This is a genomic window from Comamonas sp. FUJ_7 (genome assembly GCF_057369555.1).
In genome coordinates this window covers 37,033-61,889 of record NZ_JBXXZI010000001.1, presented here as the reverse complement: position 1 = coordinate 61,889, position 24,857 = coordinate 37,033, and the positions used below count along the sequence as shown (strand labels likewise).

22 protein-coding genes, 1 tRNA gene and 1 pseudogene are annotated in these 24,857 nt (G+C 58.3%); 5 read left to right on the top strand and 19 right to left on the bottom strand.

Annotation, left to right across the window (positions count from 1 at the left end; translation table 11 throughout):
- Positions 1-50: 50 nt before the first annotated feature.
- The 3 genes from plsY to AC2I9W_RS00295 form a co-directional block, all read right to left on the bottom strand.
- Entirely contained in the window at positions 51-746 is a 696-nt protein-coding gene (gene plsY, locus AC2I9W_RS00305; protein ID WP_486408114.1) for a glycerol-3-phosphate 1-O-acyltransferase PlsY, read from the bottom strand.
- Between the two features lie 97 nt (positions 747-843).
- Positions 844-1,344: a Cys-tRNA(Pro) deacylase gene (gene ybaK, locus AC2I9W_RS00300; protein ID WP_486408113.1), complete on the bottom strand. Its 501-nt coding sequence runs from the start codon at positions 1,342-1,344 to the stop codon at positions 844-846.
- Between the two features lie 72 nt (positions 1,345-1,416).
- On the bottom strand, positions 1,417-2,478 hold the full coding sequence (locus tag AC2I9W_RS00295; protein WP_486408112.1) for an aldo/keto reductase: 1,062 nt from the start codon (positions 2,476-2,478) through the stop codon (positions 1,417-1,419).
- A gap of 214 nt (positions 2,479-2,692) precedes the next feature.
- On the opposite strand from AC2I9W_RS00295, the gene AC2I9W_RS00290 reads away from it, so the two are divergent.
- On the top strand, positions 2,693-3,667 hold the full coding sequence (locus tag AC2I9W_RS00290; RefSeq protein WP_486408111.1) for an alpha/beta fold hydrolase: 975 nt from the start codon (positions 2,693-2,695) through the stop codon (positions 3,665-3,667).
- A 90-nt stretch (positions 3,668-3,757) separates the two neighbouring features.
- Here the strand turns inward: AC2I9W_RS00290 and AC2I9W_RS00285 are convergent.
- From AC2I9W_RS00285 to aceA, 10 genes are all read right to left on the bottom strand, one after another.
- Positions 3,758-3,834: transfer RNA gene (locus AC2I9W_RS00285), tRNA-Pro, on the bottom strand.
- 30 nt (positions 3,835-3,864) lie between these two features.
- Positions 3,865-4,305, bottom strand: a complete 441-nt coding sequence (locus AC2I9W_RS00280) for a MerR family transcriptional regulator (RefSeq protein WP_486408110.1) — start codon at positions 4,303-4,305, stop codon at positions 3,865-3,867.
- 253 nt (positions 4,306-4,558) lie between these two features.
- Entirely contained in the window at positions 4,559-4,912 is a 354-nt protein-coding gene (locus AC2I9W_RS00275) for an integration host factor subunit alpha (protein ID WP_486408109.1), read from the bottom strand.
- Position 4,913: 1 nt separating this feature from the next.
- Complete coding sequence (gene pheT, locus AC2I9W_RS00270) at positions 4,914-7,367, bottom strand: phenylalanine--tRNA ligase subunit beta (protein WP_486408108.1); 2,454 nt, start codon at positions 7,365-7,367, stop codon at positions 4,914-4,916.
- A gap of 166 nt (positions 7,368-7,533) precedes the next feature.
- On the bottom strand, positions 7,534-8,586 hold the full coding sequence (gene pheS, locus AC2I9W_RS00265; RefSeq protein ID WP_158390972.1) for a phenylalanine--tRNA ligase subunit alpha: 1,053 nt from the start codon (positions 8,584-8,586) through the stop codon (positions 7,534-7,536).
- A gap of 115 nt (positions 8,587-8,701) precedes the next feature.
- On the bottom strand, positions 8,702-9,061 hold the full coding sequence (gene rplT, locus AC2I9W_RS00260; protein ID WP_158390971.1) for a 50S ribosomal protein L20: 360 nt from the start codon (positions 9,059-9,061) through the stop codon (positions 8,702-8,704).
- A 26-nt stretch (positions 9,062-9,087) separates the two neighbouring features.
- Positions 9,088-9,291, bottom strand: a complete 204-nt coding sequence (gene rpmI, locus AC2I9W_RS00255) for a 50S ribosomal protein L35 (RefSeq protein WP_158390970.1) — start codon at positions 9,289-9,291, stop codon at positions 9,088-9,090.
- Between the two features lie 194 nt (positions 9,292-9,485).
- On the bottom strand, positions 9,486-10,115 hold the full coding sequence (gene infC, locus AC2I9W_RS00250) for a translation initiation factor IF-3 (RefSeq protein WP_158390969.1): 630 nt from the start codon (positions 10,113-10,115) through the stop codon (positions 9,486-9,488).
- 82 nt (positions 10,116-10,197) lie between these two features.
- Entirely contained in the window at positions 10,198-12,117 is a 1,920-nt protein-coding gene (gene thrS, locus AC2I9W_RS00245; RefSeq protein ID WP_486408107.1) for a threonine--tRNA ligase, read from the bottom strand.
- A 321-nt stretch (positions 12,118-12,438) separates the two neighbouring features.
- A complete protein-coding gene (aceA, locus tag AC2I9W_RS00240; protein WP_486408106.1) occupies positions 12,439-13,770 on the bottom strand; it encodes an isocitrate lyase in 1,332 nt (443 codons plus the stop codon).
- Positions 13,771-14,207: 437 nt separating this feature from the next.
- On the opposite strand from aceA, the pseudogene AC2I9W_RS00235 reads away from it, so the two are divergent.
- Positions 14,208-15,113, top strand: a pseudogene (locus AC2I9W_RS00235) (DMT family transporter).
- Positions 15,114-15,232: 119 nt separating this feature from the next.
- Here the strand turns inward: AC2I9W_RS00235 and rraA are convergent.
- Entirely contained in the window at positions 15,233-15,757 is a 525-nt protein-coding gene (gene rraA / locus AC2I9W_RS00230) for a ribonuclease E activity regulator RraA (protein WP_486408105.1), read from the bottom strand.
- Between the two features lie 287 nt (positions 15,758-16,044).
- Here rraA and AC2I9W_RS00225 point away from each other — a divergent pair, with 287 nt between their 5' ends.
- Positions 16,045-16,353 (top strand): SWIB/MDM2 domain-containing protein, encoded by a 309-nt coding sequence (locus AC2I9W_RS00225; RefSeq protein ID WP_003053560.1) that lies wholly within the window; start codon positions 16,045-16,047, stop codon positions 16,351-16,353.
- 76 nt (positions 16,354-16,429) lie between these two features.
- On the opposite strand, the gene AC2I9W_RS00220 is transcribed toward AC2I9W_RS00225, so the two are convergent.
- The 5 genes from AC2I9W_RS00220 to AC2I9W_RS00200 all read right to left on the bottom strand — a co-directional run bounded on the left by AC2I9W_RS00220 (position 16,430) and on the right by AC2I9W_RS00200 (position 21,196).
- Positions 16,430-17,833, bottom strand: a complete 1,404-nt coding sequence (locus AC2I9W_RS00220) for a sulfite reductase subunit alpha (protein WP_486408104.1) — start codon at positions 17,831-17,833, stop codon at positions 16,430-16,432.
- Positions 17,830-18,939 (bottom strand): FAD:protein FMN transferase, encoded by a 1,110-nt coding sequence (locus AC2I9W_RS00215; protein ID WP_486408103.1) that lies wholly within the window; start codon positions 18,937-18,939, stop codon positions 17,830-17,832. Before AC2I9W_RS00215 ends, AC2I9W_RS00220 begins: the two co-directional genes overlap by 4 nt.
- 84 nt (positions 18,940-19,023) lie before the next feature.
- The gene (locus AC2I9W_RS00210) at positions 19,024-19,824 is read right to left on the bottom strand and encodes a DUF4198 domain-containing protein (protein WP_486408102.1); all 801 of its coding nucleotides are present in this window, start codon (positions 19,822-19,824) and stop codon (positions 19,024-19,026) included.
- A gap of 172 nt (positions 19,825-19,996) precedes the next feature.
- Positions 19,997-20,518 (bottom strand): DUF2271 domain-containing protein, encoded by a 522-nt coding sequence (locus AC2I9W_RS00205; RefSeq protein ID WP_486408101.1) that lies wholly within the window; start codon positions 20,516-20,518, stop codon positions 19,997-19,999.
- 27 nt (positions 20,519-20,545) lie between these two features.
- Complete coding sequence (locus AC2I9W_RS00200; RefSeq protein WP_486408100.1) at positions 20,546-21,196, bottom strand: PepSY-associated TM helix domain-containing protein; 651 nt, start codon at positions 21,194-21,196, stop codon at positions 20,546-20,548.
- A gap of 359 nt (positions 21,197-21,555) precedes the next feature.
- On the opposite strand from AC2I9W_RS00200, the gene AC2I9W_RS00195 reads away from it, so the two are divergent.
- Together AC2I9W_RS00195 and AC2I9W_RS00190 are read left to right on the top strand one after the other, a co-directional pair.
- The gene (locus tag AC2I9W_RS00195; RefSeq protein WP_486408099.1) at positions 21,556-23,811 is read left to right on the top strand and encodes a TonB-dependent receptor; all 2,256 of its coding nucleotides are present in this window, start codon (positions 21,556-21,558) and stop codon (positions 23,809-23,811) included.
- A gap of 305 nt (positions 23,812-24,116) precedes the next feature.
- Positions 24,117-24,797 (top strand): Fe2+-dependent dioxygenase, encoded by a 681-nt coding sequence (locus tag AC2I9W_RS00190; protein WP_486408098.1) that lies wholly within the window; start codon positions 24,117-24,119, stop codon positions 24,795-24,797.
- Positions 24,798-24,857: the final 60 nt, after the last annotated feature.

The window sequence follows — 24,857 nt, the reverse complement described above, 5'->3', positions numbered from 1 at the left end:
CATGACTGGCTTGGGCTCAGTCGTCAAAAAGCCTAAAAACACCCACAGCCTCAACGTCGCTTGCTCTTGCCAGCCTTCTTGCCTGCAGAGATTGCTGCGGCGTCCGCCTTGGCGGCATCGCCTTTTTTCTGACCCAGCTTGGACTCCTTGCCAGCGATCAGGCGCTGAATATTCTCGCGGTGACGCCAGAGCAGCAAAGCCGCCATCACCACAATGGCTACGGTAATGGGGGTCTCCGCATCCCACACGATGCCGCTGCACAGCACGTAGTAAACAGGCGCAAAAATCGAAGCCACCAGAGCTGCCAGCGACGAATAGCGAAAGAACATCGCCACGATGAGCCAGGTCAGCGCCGTGGCCAGACCCAGCCAGCCGCTGATACCCAGCAGCACGCCCAGCGCGGTGGCCACCCCCTTGCCACCCTTGAAGGCAAAAAACACGGGGTACAAATGCCCCAGGAAAGCCGCCAGAGCAACCAGCGCCACCGTGCTCTCACCCAGGCCGAACTCCGCACCAAAAGCCTTGACCAGCACCACGGGAACAAGGCCCTTGAGCGCATCCAGCAGCAAGGTGACAGCCGCTGCTGCCTTGCTGCCCGAGCGCAGCACATTGGTCGCGCCTGGGTTGCCGCTACCGTAAGTCCGCGGATCATTCAGGCCCATGACACGGCTGACGATGACCGCAAAAGACAGGGAACCAATCAAATAAGCCGCAATAACGGCAATCAGGGGATAGAGGGCGCTCAAGAGAATTCCTCGGCCAGAGACTGGCGCTTAAAGCCGCCTGCAATCGCAGGCGACACAGATGATGGTTTGATTTTGAGCCTGCAGCGCAGGCAGGGCCCTATTCTGCCAGCGCGCACTGCACTGGCCGGGCATTGAGCAGCCGGGTACAAGCCTCAGGAGCCATTTGCACCAGATAGCCACGTCGCCCGCCATTGATGGCAATGCGCGGCAGCGCCAGAATGCTCTCTTCGATATAGACCGGCATGGCACGCTTGGTACCGAACGGAGAGGTGCCACCCACCAGATAGCCACTGTGGCGATTGGCCACTTCGGGCTTGCAAGGCTCCACGCTCTTGGCCCCGATCTGGCGGGCCAGGTTCTTGGTGGAGACCTTGCAGTCACCATGCATAAGCACAATCAGCGGCTTGGCATCCTGATCCTGCATGACCAGCGTCTTGATGACTGCATGCTCATCCAGACCGAGCTGGCGCGCCGATTCTTCCGTGCCACCATGCTCGACATAGTCATAAGGGTGCTCAGTGAACTCCACCTTGTTCGCCTTGAGCAGTTGCGTCGCCGGGGTCTCGCTCACATGGGTGCTTTTGTCTTTTTTCGCCATGATTCAACTTTGATAGCTATCAGCCCTTTAGGTATATGAGCCAGATGGCATTTTCACCGAATATTCAAAACCTCAGACCGCAGGATCACGCATCTGCCAGCGAATCTGATCAATCTCGACCAGCAAGTCCTCAGGCAAATGCGTGCCCCAGACATCCAGATCTTCATCGAGCTGCGCAACCGAGGTCACACCAATAATGGTGCTGGCCACTTGCCATTTCGTATAGCAAAACGCCAGCGCCATCTGCACCGGCGTCATGCCATGCTCACGCGCCAGCGCGTTGTAGCGCCGCGCAGCCGCCAAGGCATCGGCGCGCCCCCAGCGCTGCTTTTGCACGGACTCATACTTGGCAATACGCGCATCCTTGGGCGCGCCAGCTTCATGCGGCGCGAAATGATCGAACTTGCCCGTCAGCAAGCCAAAAGCCAGCGGCGAATACGCCAGCAACGAAACATGGAGGCGGTGACAGGTTTCATCGAGCCCATTCTCATAGCTGCGATTGACCAGGCAATAAGGGTTCTGGATGGCCGCCACGCGCGGCAACCCATGCTGCTCGGCCAGCCGCACAAACTCATGAACGCCATAAGGCGTTTCGTTCGAGAGGCCGATAGTGCGAATCTTGCCCTGCTTGACCAACGCGGCCAGGGCTTCGAGCTGCTCGTGGATGGATGTGGCCGAGCTTTCGCTGGCCGGGTCGTAATACATGCTGCCAAAGGCAGGCACATGGCGCTCTGGCCAGTGAATCTGGTAAAGATCAATGGTCTCGGTCTGCAGACGCTGAAGGCTTGCATTGCAAGAATGCACGATGTCTTGCGCCGTCATGCCTGCCCCTTCGCGAATCCAGGGCATGGAACGAGAAGGGCCAGCGACTTTGCTGGCCAAGGTGATCTGCTCGCGCACACCGGGCCTTGCCTGAAACCAGCGTCCAATAATGCTCTCCGTCGCACCACAGGTAGCCTGGCGCGCAGGCACAGCATACATCTCGGCGGTATCGAAAAAATTTACACCGCGCTCGACAGCACGATCCATGATGCGCCAAGCCTCGGCCTCATCCACCTGCTCGCCAAAGGTCATGGTGCCCAGGCAAATGGGACTGACCCGCAGATCGCTCTGGCCCAGAGCAACAGCAGGCATGGAAAGATGTGGAGAAGAGGAAAGGGAAGTCATGTGAGCAAGTTTATGTCCTCACATCGCAAGACCATGGTGCATTCACTGCTTTCTTGCCCATTCTTGCCTGCTCACCTTCGAAGCCCCCATGCAAGATACAGCGTGCGGGCTTTGTTCACCCCTTGTCTCCACCACGACGAGCATGGCAGCGAGCCCGGCAATAATGAAGACAGGAGACTTTATGCACAACAACACTCAAATTCCCTCTCTCACTTCCCCCTCTTGCCTGCCTCACTACCAGCCCCGCCGCATTTGTCAATCGCACATGCTGCCGGTGCGCCAGATGCACTACCACCTGCGCAGCTGGAGCCATGGCCCCATCAACCCAGACCTGCCTGTATTGGTGCTGGCCCATGGCTGGATGGACGTGGCTGCTTCCTGGCAATTTGTAGTGGATGCGCTTGGAGACTCGTTCATACAAGGGCGCCGCATCGTCGCCCACGACTGGCGCGGCTTTGGCCTCAGCCGAACGTCACAGCCCTGTGACAGCTACTACTTCAGCGACTACCTGGCCGATCTGGACATGCTGCTGGAGCACATCTCTCCCGCACAGCCTATTGACCTGGTCGGCCACAGCATGGGCGGCAACGTCTCCTGCCTGTATGCCGGCGCCCGCCCTGAGCGCGTGCACCGCTTTATCAATCTCGAAGGCTTTGGCATGCCGGAGACAGCGCCCAACCATGCACCTGGCCGACTTGCACAATGGATGGATCAGTTGCGCGAGCAACGCTCAGGCGGCCTGGGCCTGGCTCCTTATGCCTCTGTCGAAGCCGTGGCAGACCGCCTGCAAAAGACCAACCACCGCCTGCCGCGCGACAAGGCCTTGTGGCTGGCTCATCACTGGTCTGCCCCCGATGAGCAAGGCCGCTGGCATGTGCTTGGTGATGCGGCCCACAAACTCACCAACCCTTATCTGTATCGCGTCGATGAGGCGATCGCCTGCTTGTCGGCTATTACAGCCCCCACTCTGTGCGTCGAGGCTTCCGATGACAGCCTGGACCAGTGGTACAAGGGCCGCTATACGCTGGAGCATTACCATCAGCGCCTCCAGCACATTCCACAGTGCCAAATCGCCACCGTCCAGAATGCTGGACATATGTTGCACCACGACCAACCAGAAGCTGTGGCCCGCTTGATTGAGGACTTCTTGCGCTGAAACCGGTGACATGCACTCCAGCGCCCATACCCTGCATGAGCCACAGCCAAAGAAAAAGGCCTGTGATTTTCATCACAGGCCTTTTTAAATTGGTCGGAATGGCGGGATTCGAACTCGCGACCCCTTGCACCCCATGCAAGTGCGCTACCAGGCTGCGCTACATTCCGAAGACTTCAATTATACACAGAAATCAAGTCCTAAAGAGAAAGTAGAGCCTTGATCTGCAAAAGCTCTTCCTTGACCTCTTCCAGGCTGAAAGGCTTGGCCGCATCCCAAGGGGGCTGTCCCAGCATGGCATCCAACGCCAGATTGGTCTCGGCACTCTGGGCCAGCACTTGTTTAGCATCTGTCTGCGATGGATCTTCCGCCTTGCCTCTTGCGCCGACCAGCTCTCGCAAGCGATTGCGCGCGCCGCTGATGGTGAAGCCCTGCTCATAAAGCAGCTCCCGGATACGGCGCACCATCAGCACTTCATGGTGCTGGTAATAGCGGCGATTGCCGCGCCGTTTCATAGGCTTGAGTTGCACAAACTCCTGCTCCCAGTAACGCAGCACATGGGGCTTGACGTCGCACAGATCGGCAACCTCACCGATCGTGAAATAGCGCTTGGCAGGAATCGCAGGCAAAGATGAAGCCATGGCTGTTTGCAAGCAGTCAGAAAAGAGTGGATGAAAGGTATGCAATCAGGGCTGCGCAAGTTCGGATCAGGACGGTGATTTTTCGATAGAAAGGTCCGCCAAGGCATCCTGCTTGCGTAGATTCTCGCAATATAGCGCGAAGAGCTGACAGGACCTTGCACCACTTGCGGCACAAGACTGTCAGCTCTTTCAATGAAGGATGCACAGCTTGACAGCCGCATCCCTCGTTTTCCCAGTCGATCGACTGGTTGTATTAAGACCCCGAGCCTTCGCCCTGAATCAGTTCCTTGAGTTTGCTGCTGGCATGGAAGGTCACCACGCGGCGAGCGGCGATGGGAATTAGCTCGCCAGTGCGCGGGTTGCGACCGGGACGCGGGGCCTTGGTGCGGATCTGGAAGTTGCCAAAGCCCGAGAGCTTGACGTCTTCGCCATCCACCAGCTTTTGCGAGATCAGGTCGAAAAACGCATCCACCATATCCTTGGCTTCGCGTTTATTCAGCCCGATTTCGTCAAACAGCAGATCGGCCAGCTGCGCCTTGGTCAACGCGGGGCTGTCGATGCTTTCTACGGCTAGCTCCATGGGTCGATCTCCTTGTGGATTGAACATATCAACGCAGACGTGCAGCCACGCGTTCGGTCAGAGCTGCAATCGCGCCCTGCATGGCAGTGTCGATCTCGGCATCGGTCAGCGATGCTGTATCGCTACCTAGCGTCAGGCGCACAGCCAGGCTCTTTTCATCCTGGGCCAGCGCACCCGGCGCAGCTTCTTCGCCGGCCTTAAGCTTCTTGGGTCGGAACACGTCAAACAGTGTGGCCGAGCGCAGAATACCGCCCTTCACTCCGTTTTGTACGGCTTCCATCACCTGTGCGTGAGTCACAGCTTCCTTGACGACCACCGCGATGTCACGCTCCACGGCCTGGTGCTTGGCCACAGACTTGAAAACCGGCACCTGGCGCGCCAGCACGGCATCGAGCTCCAGCTCGAACATCACGGGTGCCTGGGCCAGATCCCATTCCTGGCGCCATTGGGGGTGCAGCTCGCCGACAAAGCCGATAGCCTTGCCGTCCAGCAGCACGCGGGCGCAGCGGCCGGGGTGCATGGCAGGGTGCTCAGCAGGCTCAAACACGGGTTTGGCCGGGGCCAGCAACGCTTCAACATCGCCCTTGACGTCGTAGAAATCGACCTTGGCTTCTGCCCTGCCCCACTGCAGCTGATCGGCAGCGCCGTAGGCCAGGCCGGCCACACGCATTGGCTGGTAAAAGCCCTTGACGGTGGTGTCGGAATCGACCACGGAGTCGTCCTTGAAGAACACGCGGCCCAGCTCAAACACGCGCACGCGCTGAGCCTTGCGGTCTACGTTGAACTTCAAAACTTGCAGGAGAGATCCCAGCAGCGACGAGCGCATCACGCTCAAATGGCTGGCAATGGGGTTGAGCAGCTTGATGGCATTGGTGTTGCCAGCCAGCTCTTGCTCCCACTTTTCCTCGACAAAGCTGAAGTTGATGGTTTCCTGATACCCCAGAGCTGCCAGTTCGCGGCGCACGCCAAAGGGGCTGCGCTCGTTTTCAGCGCGCAGCTTGGGCGAGATCGGGGCCAGCGGCTTGGTGGTCGGCAGGTTTTCGTAACCGATCATGCGGGCCACTTCTTCGATCAGATCTTCTTCCAGATTGATGTCAAAGCGGAAGGTAGGCGCCGTGACAGAGATCACGCCTTCAGAAGCCACCGTCGCAGGCAGGCCCAGGCCATTCAAGGCGTCCAGGCATTGCTGCTGAGTCACAGGCATACCGATGACCTTCACCGCACGGGCCACGCGCAACTGCACTGCCTTGGAGGCAGGCATATTGGGCTTGTGGTCATCCATGGCGCAGACTTGCGTATCGGGCGTGCCGCAGATTTCCAGCACCAGCGCGGTGATGCGCTCGATGTGCTCGGTGGTGAACTCGGGGTCCACGCCGCGCTCAAAGCGGTGACCGGCATCGGTCGAGAAGTTGAAGTGGCGCGAACGACCAGCCACCGCCTTGGGGAACCAGAACGCGGCTTCGATATAGATGTTCTTCGTGTCGTCGGACACGGCGGTGGCGTCGCCACCCATGATGCCGGCCAGCGATTCAACTTCCTTGTCGTCGGCGATCACGCCGACCTTGATGAAGTCGTCGATCTTGATGGTGTTGCCGTTGAGCAGCTTGAGCGTTTCGCCCTCCTTGCCCCAGCGCACATTCAGGCCGCCGCTGATCTTGTCCAGATCGAAGATATGGCTGGGGCGACCCAGCTCGAACATCACGTAGTTGGAGATGTCCACCAGGGGGCTGACCGAGCGCTGGCCGCAGCGGGCCAGACGATCCACCATCCACTGAGGCGTCTTCACCTGCGTGTTGACGTTGCGCACGATACGGCCCGAGAAACGGCCGCACAGATCGGTGGCTTCAATCTTGACGGGCAGCTTGTCTTGCGAAACCACGGTGGCGGCGGGGAAAGACAGTTGCTTCAAAGGCGTACCGGTCAGAGCCGACAACTCGCGTGCCACGCCATAGACCGACAGGCAGTGCGCCAGATTGGGCGTGAGCTTGAGGGTGAACAGCGTGTCGTCCAGATTCAGGTACTCGCGCACGTTCTGGCCCAGGGGCGCATCGACGGGAAATTCCAGCAGACCGCTAGCGTCTTCGTCGATACCCAGTTCCTTGGCCGAGCACAGCATGCCAAAGCTCTGCACGCCGCGCAGCTTGCCCACTTTGATCTTGAAAGGCTTGCCGTCAGGGCCGGGTGGCAGCTCTGCACCCACCGTGGCGCAAGGCACTTTGATGCCCACGCGTGCATTGGGCGCGCCGCAGACGATGTTCAGCAGCTCGGGGCCGCCCACATCCACTTGGCAGATGCGCAGGCGGTCGGCGTCGGGGTGCTGCACGGCCTCCTTGATTTCACCAACCACGATGCCGGTGAAGGGAGGCGCCACGGGATCCAGCTCTTCCACTTCCAGACCGGCCATGGTCAGGGTATCGGCCAGCTGCTGGGTGGTCAGGTTGGGGTTGCAGTATTCGCGCAACCAGGATTCAGGAAATTGCATAGTCAGACTCTTTGGCGTTCATGCCAGCTGCACTGCAGACGGTCTGCAACTGGCTGGGCATGCGTACTTTCAAAAGAGGAGCTGTTAGCGCACGGTGCATAAGGGTTTCAATATCAAATTGACTTGAAAATCTTGATGGACGCTCGCAAGCAGCTCACTTTTTTAATTACTGGAACTGCGACAGGAAGCGGATATCGCCGTCGAAGAACAGGCGCAGGTCATTCACGCCATAACGCAGCATGGTCAGGCGGTCGGGGCCCATGCCAAAGGCAAAGCCGATGTACTTTTCAGGATCCAGGCCCATATTGCGCACCACATTGGGGTGCACTTGGCCGGAGCCCGCCACTTCCAGCCACTTGCCAGCCAATGGGCCGCTCTGGAACTGGATGTCGATTTCAGCCGAAGGCTCGGTGAACGGGAAGAAGCTGGGGCGGAAGCGCAGCACCAGGTCATCCTGCTCGAAGAAGGTTTTGCAGAAGTCGGTGAACACGACCTTCAGGTCCTTAAAGCTCACGTTCTCGCCAATCCACAGGCCTTCGCACTGGTGGAACATGGGCGAGTGGGTGGCGTCCGAGTCCACACGGTAGGTGCGGCCGGGAGCAATGACGCGGATCTCGGGCATGGTCTGACCGGCATCGAGCGCATTGCGATATTTTTTGACATGCTGCACGGCATGGCGCACCTGCATGGGGCTGGTGTGCGTGCGCAACAAATTGGGCGCGTGCTGGGTGCCGCCTTCCACATAGAAGGTGTCGTGCATGGAGCGCGCGGGGTGGTCTTCGGGCGTGTTCAGCGCCGTGAAGTTGAACCAGTCGGATTCGATCTCGGGACCCTGGGCCACATCAAAACCCATGGAGCCAAAAATGCCCTCGATACGCTCCAGCGTCAGCGACACGGGGTGCAGACCACCGGTACCGCGGCGGCGGCCGGGCAGGGTCACATCCAGTACTTCGGCCTTCAGATGGGCTTGCAACTCGGCATCAGCCAAGGCCTTGCGGCGGGCAGTCAAAGCCGCTTCGATGGCCTGCTTGGCTACGTTGATGGCAGCGCCGCGCGACTTTTTCTCTTCGACGGAAAGCTGCGCCATGCCCTTCATGAGCTCGGTCATCTTGCCCGACTTGCCCAAAAACTGCGCCTTGGCGTTTTCCAGATCAGCGGGGGTGGCGGCCTGCGCAAACAGTTGTTGCGCGCTCTCGACCAGAGAATCCAACTCGTTCATATCGACTCTTTATCGAATCTTAAAAATAAACAAGGGCTAGTGCCTTTTCAAGCCCTAGCCCTTGCTGTTTGTGCACCAGCAGCTACTAAATCAAGAGTAACTACCGATCGTGACCTTAGGCAGCCAGCTTGGCCTTGACTTGGTCGACGATAGCTGCAAAAGCAGCCTTGTCGTGCACAGCGATATCGGCCAGCATCTTGCGGTCGATTTCGATGGCAGCCTTCTTCAGGCCGTTGGCGAATTGGCTGTATGTCAGACCCAGTTCACGCGAGGCAGCATTGATACGAGCGATCCACAGTTGGCGGAACACGCGCTTCTTGTTGCGACGGTCACGGTAGGCATACTGACCAGCCTTCATCACCGCTTGCTTGGCAACGCGGAAGACGTTACCACGGCGACCGCGGAAACCCTTGGCCAGATTCAGAACTTTTTTATGGCGGGCGCGAGCCGTTACACCACGTTTGACGCGAGGCATGTGTTTTCTCCTAGTTCGTCAGTGAATTACAGGCCAGCGGAAGGCAGCATCTTTGCGATGGAGCCCATATCGCCTTCATGCACGGAGGTAATGCCACGCAGGTGACGCTTATTCTTCGTGGTCTTCTTGGTCAAGATGTGACGCTTGAAGGCTTGACCGCGCTTGACGGTACCACCTGGACGAACGCGAAAACGCTTCTTCGCGCTGCTCTTAGTCTTCATTTTGGGCATGTGAATGCTCCTATTGAATTTGTGCTCGCAAGGCGGTGTGCAACCTGCACACACTTCGCTAGCCTCCGAGGCACTTGTTCACCAGCTGAACTTTCATTCTTCTGGCGCTTTGCAGGGCAAGCCTGCAAATTCTTCTTTGCTCCACAAAACAAAAGTGGGCCAAGCCCACCTTTGCTTGCAAAAGCAAACGGCAATTATGCCTTATCTGCAGCCTCAGGTGCAGCAGAAGCGCCATCTGCCTGGGGTTTTGCAGCCCCAGCAGGCTTCTTCATCGCACGAGCTGGGGAGATCATCATGATCATCTGACGACCTTCCAGCTTGGGGAACTGCTCCACCTGAATGGAATCGGCCAGATCGTCACGCAGACGATTGAGCAGATTCAGACCCAGTTGCTGGTGCGTGATTTCACGACCGCGAAAACGCAGCGTGATCTTGCACTTATCGCCATCAGCCAGGAAGCGGCGGATGTTGCGCAACTTGATGTTGTAGTCGCCGTCATCCGTACCAGGGCGGAACTTCACTTCCTTGATTTCGATGACGGTTTGCTTGGCCTTGGCTTCAGCTGCCTTCTTCTGTTCCTGGTACTTGAACTTGCCGTAATCCATCAAACGGCAGACAGGAGGAGATGCAGTAGCTGCAATCTCTACCAAGTCAACGTCCAAATCGCCGGCCATGCGCAGTGCCTCTTGCAGAGGCACGATGCCCAGAGGCTCGTTATCAGGACCAGACAGACGCACTTCAGGCGCCATGATTTCTCGGTTCAGTCGATGCTTGCGCTCTTCACGGTGGCGCCGATCGCGAAATTCAGTAGCTATGGTTTTCACCCTTGGATTGAAATGGCTACAACAGCGTAGCCGGCTAGCGTGCATTGCGCGCTGGCCGGCCCGCCACAAAACTTAATCTGCTTCAGGCCTTTGCCGTGATGTCCTTGGTCAGCAGTTCAATGAACGCATCAACCGACATCACACCGAGGTCTTTATTCCCCCGGGCGCGCACTGCAACCGCACCAGCCGCCTTCTCCTTATCGCCTGCGACAAGGATGTAGGGCAGCTTTTGCATGGAATGCTCCCGTATTTTATACGTAATCTTTTCATTGCGCAGATCAGTCACCACTCTAAGGCTTTGATTCGGCAATGCTTTTTGCAGCTTTTGCGCCACTTCCTGCGCATAGTCCGCCTGAGCGTCCGTAATATTGAGCACGGCAGCCTGCACAGGAGCCAGCCAAGCGGGCAGCGCGCCCGAGTGGTGCTCGATCAAAATGCCGATGAAACGCTCCAGCGACCCCAGAATGGCACGGTGCAGCATGACGGGGCGATGGCGCTCGCCATCCTCACCCACAAATTCCGCATCAAGACGCTCGGGCAAATTGGGGTCCACCTGAATCGTGCCGCACTGCCATTCACGACCCAGAGCATCCTTCAGGGTGTACTCAATCTTGGGACCGTAGAAAGCACCTTCACCAGGCAGGTATTCAAACTCACAGCCCGATGCTCGCAGACCCTCGGCAAGCGCATTCTCAGCTTTGTCCCAGTCTTCATCGCTACCGATGCGCTTTTCAGGTCGCGTCGACAGGCGATACAAGATATTGGTGAAGCCAAAGTCGGCATACACCTTCTGCAGCAGCGCGGTAAAGGCTGTCACTTCGGCCTGAATCTGATCTTCGGTACAGAAAATGTGACCATCGTCCTGCGTGAAGGCACGCACGCGCATGATGCCGTGCAGCGAGCCGGTGGGCTCGTTGCGGTGGCAGTTACCAAACTCACCAAAGCGCAAAGGCAGATCGCGGTAGCTCTTGATGCCTTGCTTGAAGATGATGATGTGGCCCGGGCAGTTCATGGGCTTCAAGGCATATTCACGTTTTTCCGAATCGGTCGTGAACATGTTTTCGCGGTACTTATCCCAGTGACCGGTCTTTTCCCACAGGGTCTTGTCCAAGATCTGGGGGGCCTTCACTTCCTGATAGCCGTTGTCCTGATAAACCTTGCGCATGTACTGCTCAACCTGCTGCCAGACCGACCAGCCCTTGGGGTGCCAGAACACGGTTCCTGGCGAGTGCTCATCGATGTGGAACAAATCCAGCTCACGCCCCAGCTTACGGTGATCGCGCTTTTCAGCCTCCTCCAAGCGGAACAGATAGTCCTTGAGCTCATCCTTGGTTGCCCAGGCAGTGCCGTAGATACGCTGCAGCATCTCGTTGCGGTGATCGCCGCGCCAGTAAGCACCAGCCACCTTCATCAGCTTGAAGTGCTTTAGCTTGCCGGTGCTGGGCACGTGAGGGCCACGGCACAGGTCTTCAAAAGCGCCTTCACGATACAGACTCACGTCTTCATTGCTGGGAATAGAGGCAATGATCTCGGCCTTGTACGCCTCACCGAGACCCTTGAAGTACTCAACCGCCTCATCACGCGGCAGCACGCGGCGCACCACTTGTTCGTCCTTGTTGGCCAGCTCGGTCATCTTCTTTTCGATGGCCGCCAAATCTTCAGGCGTAAAGGGGCGCTTGTACGAGAAGTCGTAGTAGAAGCCGTTTTCGATCACAGGGCCGATCGTGACCTGAGCGTCGGGGAACAGTTCCTTGACCGCATAAGCCAGCAAGTGGGCCGTCGAGTGGCGGATCACATCCAGGCCATCGGCATCCTTGGCAGTAATGATGGACAGAGGGCTGTCCTGCTCGATCACAAAACTGGTGTCCACGACCTTGCCTTCGATCTTGCCGGCCAGTGCGGCCTTGGCCAAACCAGAGCCAATCGAGGCTGCGACCTCGGCCACCGTCACCGGGCCGGGATATTCGCGCTTGGAGCCATCGGGGAGCGTGATGTTGATCATGAAATTCCTTGTCAAACCAAATTTGTGTGGGGGAAAGCCAGCGCCAGAGCTTTGGAGTTGCCTGAAAGCAAAAAGCGCGGAACCAGTCCGCGCTTTGATAAAGGTGTCGAGAAATCTCGGGCAGGCGCGAACCGCCAGCTGCCTTCAGCAGCTGAAATACATCTCCGATGTAGTTCGCGGTGTCATAACCGTTGATGCCTTTCTCGCCCTTGTGAATTAATACCTTGTCATTTTAACCCGGCAAACAAAAAAGCGCCCGAGACTTTCGCCCCGGACGCATAACCCCTTTTTTACCTAGACAGATTCACGATGCAGCACGAATCAATGGAACTGCTCTTCCTCAGTGGAGCCTGCCAGCGCCTTCACGCTGGACGAACCACCCTGGATCACCGTCGTCACATCGTCGAAGTAACCGGCTCCCACTTCCTGCTGGTGCGACACAAAGGTGTAGCCCTTATCGCGAGCCGCGAATTCGGGCTCCTGCACCATGTTCACGTAGTGCTTCATGCCTTCGCCGCGAGCATATGCATGGGCAAATTGGAAGCTGTTGTACCAGTTGATATGGATACCAGCCAGCGTGATGAACTGGAACTTGTAGCCCAGTGCCGAGAGCTCTTCCTGGAAAGATGCAATCTGGCTGTCGTTGAGATTCTTCTTCCAATTGAACGATGGCGAGCAGTTATAGCTCAGCAGCTTGCCAGGGCAGGCAGCGTGCACAGCCTGGGCAAATTCACGGGCGAAGCCAATGTCTGGCACGCCGGTTTCGCACCACACCAGATCAGCGTAAGGAGCGTAGGCAACGCCACGGCTGATGGATTGCTCCAGACCATTCTTGACGCGGTAGAAGCCTTCTTGGGTGCGCTCGCCGGTCAGGAAGGGCTTGTCGTTGGCATCGTGATCGCTGGTGATCAAGTTGGCAGCTTCCGCATCGGTACGCGCCAGAACAATGGTGGGCACGCCCATCACATCAGCCGCAAAACGAGCTGCGATCAGCTTCTCGCAGGCTTCTTGCGTAGGCACCAGCACCTTGCCACCCATGTGACCGCACTTCTTCACAGCAGCCAACTGGTCTTCAAAGTGAACACCGGAAGCCCCTGCGGCAATCATGTTCTTCATCAGCTCGAAGGCATTGAGCACACCGCCAAAACCGGCTTCAGCATCCGCCACGATGGGCAGGAAGTAGTCGATGAACTCCGCATCACCAGGATTGATGCCACGACCCCACTGGATTTCGTCGGCGCGCTTGAAGGTGTTGTTGATGCGGCGCACCATGGTCGGCACCGAGTCATAGGCGTACAGCGATTGGTCGGGGTACATGGTCTCGGAGGTGTTGCCATCAGCAGCGACCTGCCAACCCGACAGGTACACCGCTTCCAGACCCGCTTTGGCTTGCTGCATGGCTTGACCGGCAGAGATGGCGCCGAAAGCATTCACATAACCCTTCTTGGCGTCGCCATTGATCTTCGCCCACAGCTTTTCAGCCCCTCGCTGAGCCAGTGTGTGCTCAGGCTGCAGACTGCCGCGCAGACGAACCACATCAGCAGCGCTATAGCCGCGCTTGACGCCCTTCCAACGGGGGTTTTGCGCCCAGTCCTTTTCGAGGGCGGCGATTTGCTGTTCACGGCTCAGTTGCTGGTTCAGAGATTGGGGCATGGTGCACTCCTTAGCGGTTAAAACAAGATGAATAAGTGTTCGTCCTTGGGTTCCACTGTACGTCTTCAGTCTTTAAAAAACACTCTTATGTCTTATAAAAGACTTAAATTTATTATCAACAAAATCAAAGAGTTATTTTTAATTTCCACAATAAGAAATTGAGTTTCTCATATCGAGAAATTTTGCGGCACTGCAACATTTGCATTTATCACTATGCGGAATTCAATTCTTGCTTAATGAAAAATATAAAAATTCAACTCGTGGAACTGGCATCCCTCAAACGAAGTACGCAAAAAATCACCGCTCCTTCCTCTTGTCCGGTACAAAAGCTCTCCGCCAAGTCCGCAGCCCTTGCAGCACACAACCAGGTGAGAGAACAGGCCCGTGACGCAGCCTTGGACTTAACCGCCACTTCATCGCCTTTTCCTGATCTACCGATGCACACGCCCAGCCGCCCCCTTGCCTATCTATGCCTGTCACTCAGCATGTCTTTGATGGGCAGCTATGTGGCCTTATCCACACCTTGGGCAGCCATCTTCCCGGTCATGCTGCTTGCCTGGTTACGATTTGGTATTGGGGGCATCGCCATGCTGGCTTGGCTGCGGCCTCCCCCCATGAAACCACTCTGACCAGACAGTCCAAGCAACTGCTGTTTTTGAATCTTTCTTTGAGAACTTTCTGTTCACCTTGTGCATGATCAGCGGCGTTGCCATCACCAGTGCCATCACCGCAGGTCACCATGGCCGCATACCTGCTGTCGTGGCCATCATGAGTTGGCTTTTCTACGCAAAACCCTTGATCAACGTACATGGGCAGCTATTGTTTTTGCTGTGACTGGCATAGGCCTCAACGCCCTGAACAAGGGTGACGAGAGCAGCCTTGCCTCACACCCTCAGCAAGCCCTGGGGCAGTTGCTGCTGATTGCAGCGGTGCTCTGTGGAGCTGCTTATGCAGTCATCGGTCAAAAGCTCACCGCCAGCATCAGTCCCAAGCGCATCACAACCCTGATCAATCTCTAGGGCTTTGTCCTCTCCACCCCCATAGGCCTATATCTAGCCTTGCAATTCGATTTTTCGGCGGTCTCGCTTCCCTCATGGGGTCTGCTGCTGTTCTATGCTCTGGCCGCATGCATCTGGACTGTTTGGCTATGGATGACAGGGCTGCGCGCCGTTCCCGCAGCTCAGGCCGGCGTTTTTACGGTACTGCTTCCCGTCAGTGCGGCGCTGGAAGGGACTCTGGTTCTGAGTGAGCGAATCAACGGTATACAGATGCTGGCCTTCGGCATCGCCCTGACCAGCGTTGCCATTGCCACTTGGCCCAAGCCTCTCAGGCAAAGCTCTTGATGCCGCACAGCGAAGCTTTGTCGCAAGCTTCTGCCGCGCGCATCGCTTCAAGAGAGCACATCCATCTTAAAAAGCATTCAATCGGACTGGAAGCATTACCAATCAAGCAACAGTCGCTATCAGTTTTCCACAGGCAGAAGATTTCGGCGGCTGAGAACAATCCCATCCGTATCGGCATACAGCCAGTCACCGGGTCGCACCCACTGCCCGGCAATTTGCACGGCCACATCCCTCAATCCCTGCGCCTGCTTGACCGTCGGCATTGGGTTAAGAGCCAGCGCGTACAGCCCCACGTCCGTGGCGACCAGCTCTGCAGCATCTCTGACACAACCGTAGACCAGCACTCCGGCCCAGCCATTTTGCGCAGCCGCTGCCGCCACATTGCCGCCCACCAGCGCCCTGCGCAGCGAACCACCGCCATCCACAACCAGCACCCGCCCCTTTCCTGCCTCAGCCAACGCCGCGCGTACCAGGCTGTTGTCATCCAGGCATTGCACGGTACTCACCTCACCTGCAAAGCAAGCCTTACCTCCGTAGCTGCGAAACAACGGCGGCAGCACACGAAAGTCACCGCTGTGATCGCCGATGTGAGCGTCGCACAGATCACAGGTGCTGAAGCCTGGGGTTTCAAGGGAAAAGCTCATGGGTGTCTCCATTCGAAGTAGGCAATCTTCAGTACTTTGCACCGGACAGTCACTACCCAACCAGCACAAGTGAAAGCTGGCTCACTCAGCGAGCATCTTTTTCGCAACACTCTGAGGGGAAAACCCAGGGAAACAGGCGCTAAAGAGCCTCTGAGCAACAAATCGAGGCAAAAAAACAGCTCACTAGCTTGGAAGAGCGATTTTTTGCCATTAGCATCAGACTCAGCCAGTGGATTGCAGCTGTATTTCGCTGGTGATAAGTCCACTACCAATTAGGAATAAGCAATATGGCAACTGCAAAGAAGGCACCCGCTGCAGCACCCGCAGCAGCTCCCGCCGCTAAGAAGCGCACTCCCAACGCTGCCTTCATGAAACCCCTGACTCCCAGCGCTGCTCTGGCTGCGGTGGTTGGCAAAGATCCCCTGCCCCGCACTGAAATCATCAGCAAGCTGTGGGTCTACATCAAGGCCAACAATCTGCAAGACGCTGCTAACAAGCGCATGATCAACGCCGACGCCAAGCTCAAGGAAGTCTTCGGCAAGCCCCAAGTCTCCATGTTCGAGATGGCCGGTCTGATCGGTAAGCACGTCAAGTAAGCACTGCGCTTGCATGACAAAAAAGCTGGCTAAAGCCAGCTTTTCGCGTTTCTGGGCGGTCTGTTTCCCCCACCGCTCAATACACATCGCGCCGATAGCGACCCGTGCCCAGCATTTCAGCCACCTTGGCCTCGCCCAGAATAGCCTGCAGGGTCAGGTGCACGCCCTGCCCCATACCGTTCAGACTGCCGCAAACATAGATGGCTGCGCCGCGCCCCACCCATTGCCTGAGTGTCTGCGCATGCTCACGCAACAAGTCCTGCACATAGCGGGAATCCTTGCCGTTGCGCGACCAGGCTTGATCCAGCCGCGCCAGCTGGCCGTGTGCCAGCCACTGCCCCAGCTGATCGGCACACAGCGCATCATGCTCCGGACTTCGCTCCCCAAACAGCAGCCATTGTTCGCTTTGCCCCTGCTGAATTCGCGCCTTGATGTGGCTGAGAAGGCCGGCCAACCCTGAGCCATTACCAATCAAAATCAGGGGCCGCTGGGCGTTATCACCCAGTCTGAAGCCCCGGTGCTCGCGCAGCGTCAGCGCCAGCACATCGCCCTCAGCCATGCCACGGCACAGCCAGTCGGATGCCAGCCCCGGCGACCCATCAGCACGCGTGCTCTGGCGCACCAGCAGCTGCAGGCAGCCGTCCTGCACGATGGAGGCAATTGAGTATTCGCGTGCCCGCTGTGGGTCTGCTGGCACGCACAGCGACACCAGATCACCCGACTCCCAGGCCGGCAGCTCACCAGTCTCTGGCACCCAGTCCAGCTGATACAGCGCCCCGCCCTGACTGCCCGGGTTGAGCAGGCGCCTGCGGCTCAGCACAAAAGGCTGGCCCACCGGGGCTTGCAACCAGTCGGAAGCCAGCGCCTGCGCCGTTGCAGATTCACCCAGCAGACTCTGGTGCATCTGCCCTACCTGCGCCTGCCAGCTCTGCAGGCTGGGCTGATCCATGTTGTCTACGCAGACCAGATCACAGCCAGCTCCGCAGCCCTTGAGCCAATCATGCACCTGCACACCAAAGGCGCAGAACTGCTGATACTCGCGATCACCCAGCGCCAGCACCAGACCTTGATGCCCGGCCAGCGCTGGCTGCGTGGCCATAAGCTGCTGCACAAAACCCAACGCATGATCTGGCGCATCGCCCTCGCCCGTGGTGGACAGCATCCACAGGCTGTGCGCATGTTGCTGCAGCAACTCAGTCGTCAGTTTTTCCACGGGCAGCAGCCGCACCTGCAAACCGCCATCCACCAAGCTCTGGGCCGTGACGCGAGCCAGCGCTTCAGCCTGCCCCGTCTGACTGGCATAGACCACCAGCACAGCGGGCGCGGCCGCATCTCCCTGAGAGACACTACTCTTCGCATCTTGCAGCAGGCGCTGTTTGCGCACTTTTGCGGCTATACCCCAACACATGCCTGCGTAAGCAGCTACCAAACCAATAGCACCTGCAATGCGCTCGGGCGTCAAAATCCATTCCACAGTCATGCCTCAAATTGGTTGATCCAGGCTGGCGTCTTCAGCACCGGCCTAGGGGGCTCTTTCGCACCCTCGGTGGCGTGCGATATCAGCACCGCCGCAATGTCGTGCTGGCGGGCAAAGTCCATGCCCTCCTTCGGCCCCAGCACGGTGAGCACGGTCGCCAGAGCATCGGCATGCATGCATTCCGAATGAAACACGGTGACGCTGGCCAGGTCATGGCTCACAGGCCAGCCCGTGCGCGGGTCCAGCGTGTGCGAGTAACGCCGCCCATTCAGGGTGAACTGATGCCAGAAGTCGCCCGAGGTCGCAAAAGCACCTTCCTTGATGCGCACCACCAGCGGCTGGACAGCATCGGTCGAGCCTGTGCCCAACTGCACCTGCCAGGGCCGCCCGTCGGGCCGCTGGCCCCAGCTTCGCAGCTCTCCGCCGATCTCCAGCAGGCCCGCCGTCCAGCCTGCGGCCTGGAGTTTTTGCACGGCCCAGTCCACCGCAAAGCCCTTGGCAATGCCGCAAAAATCCAGCGCCAAACCGCCAGGCTGCGGCAATTGCCGGGTTTGCGCATTCCAGTGCAGCTGGCGATAGCCGCTGGTCTGCAGCAAGCGCTGGATATCCGCCCCCGCCGGGGTCTGCCCTAGATGCGGCACCAAAGGGTTTTGCCGTGGCCCGAAGCCCCAAAGCGAGACTAGCGCACCCATGCTCGGGTCCATGGCCCCACCCGAAAGCGCTGCCCAGTGCAAAGCCGCTTCCAGAACATGAGCAAACTCTGAAGGCAGGGTAAGAACTACACCGGGTTTTGATTGATTAAAACGGGTGATCAGCGAATCCGCCTCCCAATTGCTCATCTGGGCAATCACCTCGTCAAACACCTGCTGCAGCATGGCCTGTACCGGCGCCATAGGCAGGTAATCAGGATTGACCAGCCGCAGCGACCAGTGCGTGCCCATGGTCTGGCCCGAGAGCTGATGAATCCGTCCGTCCTGCTGGTGCTGCATGCTGACGCTCTGCCAGCGCTGCACGCCAAAGTTCACTGCAGCCCGGGCTACAGACTGCCCCTTCAAAACAGGCAACTGCCAGAGGCTTTCATCAAAGCGAACACGTGGTGTGGAGGTCATGGACAGCGATTCAAAAGATCGGCAAAAGCGAAAACAACGACGCGCCCAAGAAGGGCGCGTGTTCGTCCCATTAAGCCATCAGGCTTAAGGCAGCACTTCCAGCGTTGCGATATAGCTCAGGCGACGCTCGGTGGCCTTGGCGATGCTGGTCTTTTTGTCTGTCGCGTCCGTATTCAGCCAGAACAGGCCAGCGCGGGGGAACTTGATCAAAACCCGTCCCTTGGCATCGGTCTTGAGCTTCATGGCATCCACACCGTCGCGGTAACGAATGCCGTCGGCCACCAGTTCCAGTTCCAGATCGGCGGCGGGCTTGCCATCGATGTGGAATTCAAACGTGGCTTCTTCGCTGGCCACCAGGTCGTTGGGATGGGTCACGGGCTTGAGCTCCAGGCCCTTGCCAGTCAGCGCCAGCTCGGAAGGCTTGCCCAGAGACACAAAAGTCTCCATGCGGCGCAGGTTCTCGGTCACGCGCACTTCCTTGGCATCGGCAGGAATCTGCTTGAGCACTTCTTCCACCGAGCCGCGCAAGCGCTTGGGCTGGCCGTTGGCGTCCTTGTAGCCACCCATCACGCCGGTCATCAGCATGGTGACGCGATAGGTACCGGTCTTCTCGGGCTTGAAGTCAAACACGCTGCGAAGCTCGCCCTTGGCCACATTCTTCATCTCCACGGCAGCGCCGTCGGGAGCCGTGACCTTGACAGCGTCCAGACCCAGCGGGCGGTGGTTGAAGAAGAACACATCGTTGGACACCGCCGCATCCACCGTCACCCAGTCCGACTTGGACAGCACGGTGCTGGAGGGCTTGAACCACAGGTCATGCGCCTGTGCGCCCAGTACGGTCAGAGCCAGAGCGGCAGCAGCGAGAGCACGTGTTTTGAACTTCATATCAGATCCTTGAGAACAGAAAGGGGGACAAATCAGGGATGCAAGGCGCGGCCTAGAAAACCGGCACGGCCCATAAAGCAGACACCGAGGAAGGGCCGCCCCGCACCGAAGGTGTCGTTCCCCTCCCTTAGCGCGCAGCGCGTAGAGAGAGAGGGGGAAGGCGCAAAGCGCCTCAGGGGGTGAGCTGCAACTTAACCGCACCCAGCTCCGTCTTGCCAGCAGCGCTCAGGCTGGTCGCAGCCTTGGCTGGCCACTCAAAGGGAATGGACACCAGCTCACGGCCACCCACTTCACGTGCGGCCTCCACCATCAGCTTGTACTGACCGGGAGCCAGCTGGGGCAGCGGGTTCTTGCCTTCGGCAAAGGACAGCGCATGGGTACCCACAGGCTTCGTCGGCTGGGTCACGCCGTCGATAGGGAAGCTCAACTCTCGGCCCGTGCGGCGCCACCACTGGCGCATGTCCTTGAGCCACTTGGTGCCCTCGGCATTCTTCATCTTCGCGTCATACCAGACGGACAGATTGGCGGCCACGCTGCCATCGGCCTTTTCCAGCCACACGGCCACATAGGGCTTGTGGTATTCGGCCACCTGCAACTGGGGCACCGTGACAGAAACATTCATGCCGCCTGCGATTGCTGGCAGGCCCACCACGGCGCTCAGTGCCACCGTGGTCTTGAAAATCCGCTTCGCCATTTCTTCTTCCTTCAAAAATTTCTGGGCTCAGTGCACGAGCAGTAATACCAGGAGTACGGGCAACACCAAACCCAGCCCCACCATGGGCCACGTCATGGGCCGGCGCTGCGCATGCATCTTCAAGATCAGCAGGCCCGTGATGCAGAACACCAGGCAGCCAATGGCAAAGATGTCGATGAACAGACTCCAGGCTGCGCCTGTGTTGCGCCCCTTGTGCAAATCGTTGAGGTACGAGATCCAGCCCCTGTCTGTCTTCTCGTACTCGACAGCGCCCTCCTTCAAATCCACACGCAGCCATGCATCGCCACCGGGGCGCGGCATGGGCACATAGGCCTCATCCTCGCTCCACTCCACCGCAAAGCCCTTGGCGCTGACATTGATCTGCTGCGCCAGCCAGCCATCCACTTCGGCAGGCACGCTCACTACAGTATTGCTAGCTGCCTCCGCGCTCTGGGCCTGGGCTTCCTGCAGTTTCTTCAACAAATCTTCGGGCAGCTGCGCATCGCGTGTTTCCACTTTGGGCTTGGACTCGATCTGCCCTGCGTGATTCAAGGTGAAACCCGTCAGAGCAAACAGCAGCATGCCGATCAGGCAGATGGCGGAGCTGATCCAGTGCCATTCATGTAATTTTTTGAGCCAATACGCCCGCTGTGGAGCGCTCGAGGAAGCCGCGGTCATTCAAAACTTTCGGGGATTGCATCGCTACCGGGCCAAGCCGGCCAGTGCCGCATGGTGCTACAGAGCCCAGCCATGCCTGCACAGCAAGGCGGCATTCTAGTAGCGCAGAATTCTAAATGCATATCACTTTTATTTACTTTACATGGCGTAAACAAAGCAGCCTCATTCGCCTCAAGCCCGTTGTGGCCTTCATCGCCTTCTTGCCCTCATATGCCTTGGCCACTGCGGCACTCAAATTGTTGCCAAGGAGCAACAAACATGAAGTTCAATCTTTCAATTATTGAATCGTATCGAGAATTATTATCAATATCACCTAGAATCCGCACGCTTTTTCAAAAAACTGACTCATCATCAAAAGCATGTCCAACATCCAACTGACTCCGACCGACTCCAACGGCTTGCACTGCGAGCTCAAGCAAATCGTGATTGCCGCAGGCCTGTGCCTGATTGGCGCCAGCGCGATGGCTCAGCAGGAAACAACTCTTTCCACCGTCAACGTGGAAGCGGCTGCCGAAAATGCCTTCAAGGCAGAATCCAGCAGCCAGGGCAAGTTCACCGCCCCTCTCCTGGACACTCCCAAGACCGTTCAGATCATCAATGAAGAGCTGATCAAGCAAACGGGTGCCACCAGCCTGCAAGAAGCCCTGAAGTCCACCCCCGGTATCACCTTCGGCAACGGCGAAGGCGGCAACCCCTCCGGTGACCAGCCCTTCATCCGCGGCATGGACGCCCAGTCCAGCACTTTTGTGGACGGCATGCGCGACATCGCCGCTGGCACGCGTGAAGTGTTCAATCTGGAATCGGTGGAAGTCATCAAGGGTGCGGACTCGGCCTATGCAGGCCGTGGTGGTGCTGGCGGCTCCATCAACCTGACGACCAAGAAGGCCAAGAACGAGAACTTCATCTCGGGCGATGTGGGTCTGGGCACCGACAAATATTTCCGCGGCACGCTGGACATCAACCGCAAGATCAACGAGACCACCGGCATTCGCCTGAACGCCATGGGCCACAGCGCTGACGTTCCCGGTCGCAACGGCCCCGACAACAAGCGCTGGGGTATTGCCCCCACCGTGACCTTCGGCATGGGCACCGCCACCGAAGTGACACTGGCCTGGCAGCATCTGCAGACCGACAACACGCCCGATGGCGGCGTGCCTTACCTGTACAGCAATGGGGCCATGGCCAAGCTGCCTGGCGGCAGCACCGTGCGCCCCACTTATGGCAATGACCGCGCCAACTGGTACGGCCTGCACAACCGTGACTTCGAGAAGGAAAAGAGCGATCTGTTCACCGCCTCGGTCACGCACAAGTTCACCGACACCAACAAGATCCGCAACAGCCTGCGCTACAGCAAAACCAAGCAGGACTATGTCTGGACCCAGCCTGACGACTCCAAAGGCAACGCGATCAACGGCTTTGTCTGGCGCCGTGGCAACGCACGTGTATCCGACACCACTACGCTGCAGAACGTGACAGAGTTCACCGGCAAGGAGCAGACTGGCTCCATCGGTCACTCCTACGCTTTTGGCCTGGAGCTGTCCAAAGAAAAGGCTGATGTGCGTTCCGGTGCCATCCAGAGCGGCGGCAGCTGCACTGCGGTGTCTGACCCCTGGTGCACCACCTTGAGCAACCCCAGCGGCGCCAATGCCGCCTGGAACGTCCCTGTGACCCTGCCCGCTCAGGCAACCATCAACAAGATCGACACCGTGGCCCTGTACGGCTTTGACACGCTGAAACTCAACGAGCAGTGGCTGGTGAACGCCGGGCTGCGCGTTGATCACTACAAGCTGAGCGCCTCCGGCCCTGCCGGCGGTCGTGGTGCCAACAAGTACGACGCCTATAACCTGAGCCGCAGCGACACCCTGTTCAACTACCAGTTGGGCGTGATCTACAAGCCTGCAGCCAATGGCAGCATCTACGCCAGCATCGGCACTTCTTCACGCCCCGGCGGCTCGACTCTGGGCAATGGCAGCGAAGACCTGACCACTACCACCGCAGCGCTGGCTGACCTCAAGCCCGAGAAGACCAAGTCCATCGAGCTGGGCACCAAATGGGATCTGCTGGACAAGCGCATGAACCTGACTGCAGCCGTCTTCCGCAATGAAGTGAGCAATGTCCGCATCTCCGACGCCACTGGCACCTATATGGGTGGCGACAAGGTGGTCAATGGCCTGGAGCTGGGCTTCACCGGCCAGATCCTGTCCAACCTGAGCGTGTTCGGCGGCTACACCTTCATGGACAGCGAGCAAAAGAACGTGGGCATCGGCGCTGTGGCCAACGGCCAGCCCTTCACCAACACTCCCAAGCACAGCTTCAGCCTGTGGACCAGCTACAGGCCCATGCCCAAGCTCACCCTGGGCCTGGGAGTGACAGCACAAAGCAGCGTGAACGCCAGCTATGCCGTGGGCAGCGATGGCGGCATCGTGACCAAGGGCGCCTCCGGCTATGCCCGCTACGACGCGATGATGGCCTATCAGATCGACAAGAACCTGAGCTTCCAGCTGAACGTCTACAACCTGGGCAACAAGGTCTACTACACCGGCGTACGCTCGCCCCACTACGCCAACATGGGCGCTGGCCGCTCGGCCGTGGCTTCGCTCAAGTTCATGTACTGATTCATGGACTCACAGGCGTCATGACAGTCTCGCCTGCGCTTGATATAGCGCAGCCTGGCTGAAAACCATGCCCTGAAGCCCCGCAGGCTCCTGATGCCAGCGGGGCTTTTTACATGCACACTTGCCTCTTTGCGACGCCGGAATTTCTTTTACAGCTTGTACTGACGCTTTAAAACCATAGCTAAGTGCGCCTTTGCTTCAAGGATTTCAATGCAATAACAGCCTGAAACCCATACAAGACAAGCGCAAGCAGCTATGTTTATTACAGCTCCAAAATTTCAACCGATTGAGCCAATCCAACCGCCATGCTGCTACGCATCCCCGCCCTGCTCACCCCCGAAGAAGTTCGCCACTGCCGCCTGGCACTGGAAGCGGCCGCCTGGCAGGACGGTCGCACCACGGCCGGTCATGTGGCGGCACAGGTCAAAAGCAATCTGCAACTGCCGCTGGACAGCCAAACCGGCCAGCAAATTGGCGACCTGCTGCTGGATCGGCTGGGCCGCAACCCGCTATTCATGTCGGCGGCCCTGCCGCTCAAGGTCTTGCCTCCGCGCTTTAACCGGTATGAAGGCGGTGGCACCTACGGAAACCATATCGACAACGCCTTCTTCAGCATTCCGGGCACCGCCATCAAGGTCAGAACCGATATTTCCACCACCGTCTTTTTCAGCGACCCCGAGGAGTACGCAGGTGGCGAGCTGGTTGTGGAGGACACCTTCGGCCAGCAAAGCGTCAAGCTGGCGGCGGGCGATGCCATCGTCTACCCCGGCACCAGCCTGCACCGCGTCAACCCCGTCACTCATGGCACCCGCTATGCCTCGTTTTTCTGGACGCAAAGCCTCATCAAATCCGCCGAGCAACGCCGCCTGCTTTTTGATCTGGACCAGAGCATTCAGCAACTCACGCAAGAGCAGCCCGAGCATCCACGCGTCGCCACGCTGTCTGGCACCTATCACAACCTTCTTCGCATGTGGTCTGAGAGTTAAGTTCCCTGAGCGGCTTTGCCGCTTCTCCCTGAAAAAGGGAAACAATGGGTCGACAGCCTT

Excerpts from the sequence above, each read along its gene's own strand:
- ybaK (WP_486408113.1), bottom strand. The coding sequence starts at position 1,344 with ATGGCGAAAAAAGACAAAAGCACCCATGTGAGCGAGACCCCGGCGACG.
- AC2I9W_RS00295 (WP_486408112.1), bottom strand. The coding sequence starts at position 2,478 with ATGCCTGCTGTTGCTCTGGGCCAGAGCGATCTGCGGGTCAGTCCCATT.
- AC2I9W_RS00290 (WP_486408111.1), top strand. The coding sequence starts at position 2,693 with ATGCACAACAACACTCAAATTCCCTCTCTCACTTCCCCCTCTTGCCTG.
- AC2I9W_RS00280 (WP_486408110.1), bottom strand. The coding sequence starts at position 4,305 with ATGGCTTCATCTTTGCCTGCGATTCCTGCCAAGCGCTATTTCACGATC.
- AC2I9W_RS00275 (WP_486408109.1), bottom strand. The coding sequence starts at position 4,912 with ATGTTCAATCCACAAGGAGATCGACCCATGGAGCTAGCCGTAGAAAGC.
- pheT (WP_486408108.1), bottom strand. The coding sequence starts at position 7,367 with ATGCAATTTCCTGAATCCTGGTTGCGCGAATACTGCAACCCCAACCTG.
- pheS (WP_158390972.1), bottom strand. The coding sequence starts at position 8,586 with ATGAACGAGTTGGATTCTCTGGTCGAGAGCGCGCAACAACTGTTTGCG.
- rplT (WP_158390971.1), bottom strand. The coding sequence starts at position 9,061 with ATGCCTCGCGTCAAACGTGGTGTAACGGCTCGCGCCCGCCATAAAAAA.
- rpmI (WP_158390970.1), bottom strand. The coding sequence starts at position 9,291 with ATGCCCAAAATGAAGACTAAGAGCAGCGCGAAGAAGCGTTTTCGCGTT.
- thrS (WP_486408107.1), bottom strand. The coding sequence starts at position 12,117 with ATGATCAACATCACGCTCCCCGATGGCTCCAAGCGCGAATATCCCGGC.
- aceA (WP_486408106.1), bottom strand. The coding sequence starts at position 13,770 with ATGCCCCAATCTCTGAACCAGCAACTGAGCCGTGAACAGCAAATCGCC.
- rraA (WP_486408105.1), bottom strand. The coding sequence starts at position 15,757 with ATGAGCTTTTCCCTTGAAACCCCAGGCTTCAGCACCTGTGATCTGTGC.
- AC2I9W_RS00225 (WP_003053560.1), top strand. The coding sequence starts at position 16,045 with ATGGCAACTGCAAAGAAGGCACCCGCTGCAGCACCCGCAGCAGCTCCC.
- AC2I9W_RS00220 (WP_486408104.1), bottom strand. The coding sequence starts at position 17,833 with ATGACTGTGGAATGGATTTTGACGCCCGAGCGCATTGCAGGTGCTATT.
- AC2I9W_RS00215 (WP_486408103.1), bottom strand. The coding sequence starts at position 18,939 with ATGACCTCCACACCACGTGTTCGCTTTGATGAAAGCCTCTGGCAGTTG.
- AC2I9W_RS00210 (WP_486408102.1), bottom strand. The coding sequence starts at position 19,824 with ATGAAGTTCAAAACACGTGCTCTCGCTGCTGCCGCTCTGGCTCTGACC.
- AC2I9W_RS00205 (WP_486408101.1), bottom strand. The coding sequence starts at position 20,518 with ATGGCGAAGCGGATTTTCAAGACCACGGTGGCACTGAGCGCCGTGGTG.
- AC2I9W_RS00200 (WP_486408100.1), bottom strand. The coding sequence starts at position 21,196 with ATGACCGCGGCTTCCTCGAGCGCTCCACAGCGGGCGTATTGGCTCAAA.
- AC2I9W_RS00195 (WP_486408099.1), top strand. The coding sequence starts at position 21,556 with ATGTCCAACATCCAACTGACTCCGACCGACTCCAACGGCTTGCACTGC.
- AC2I9W_RS00190 (WP_486408098.1), top strand. The coding sequence starts at position 24,117 with ATGCTGCTACGCATCCCCGCCCTGCTCACCCCCGAAGAAGTTCGCCAC.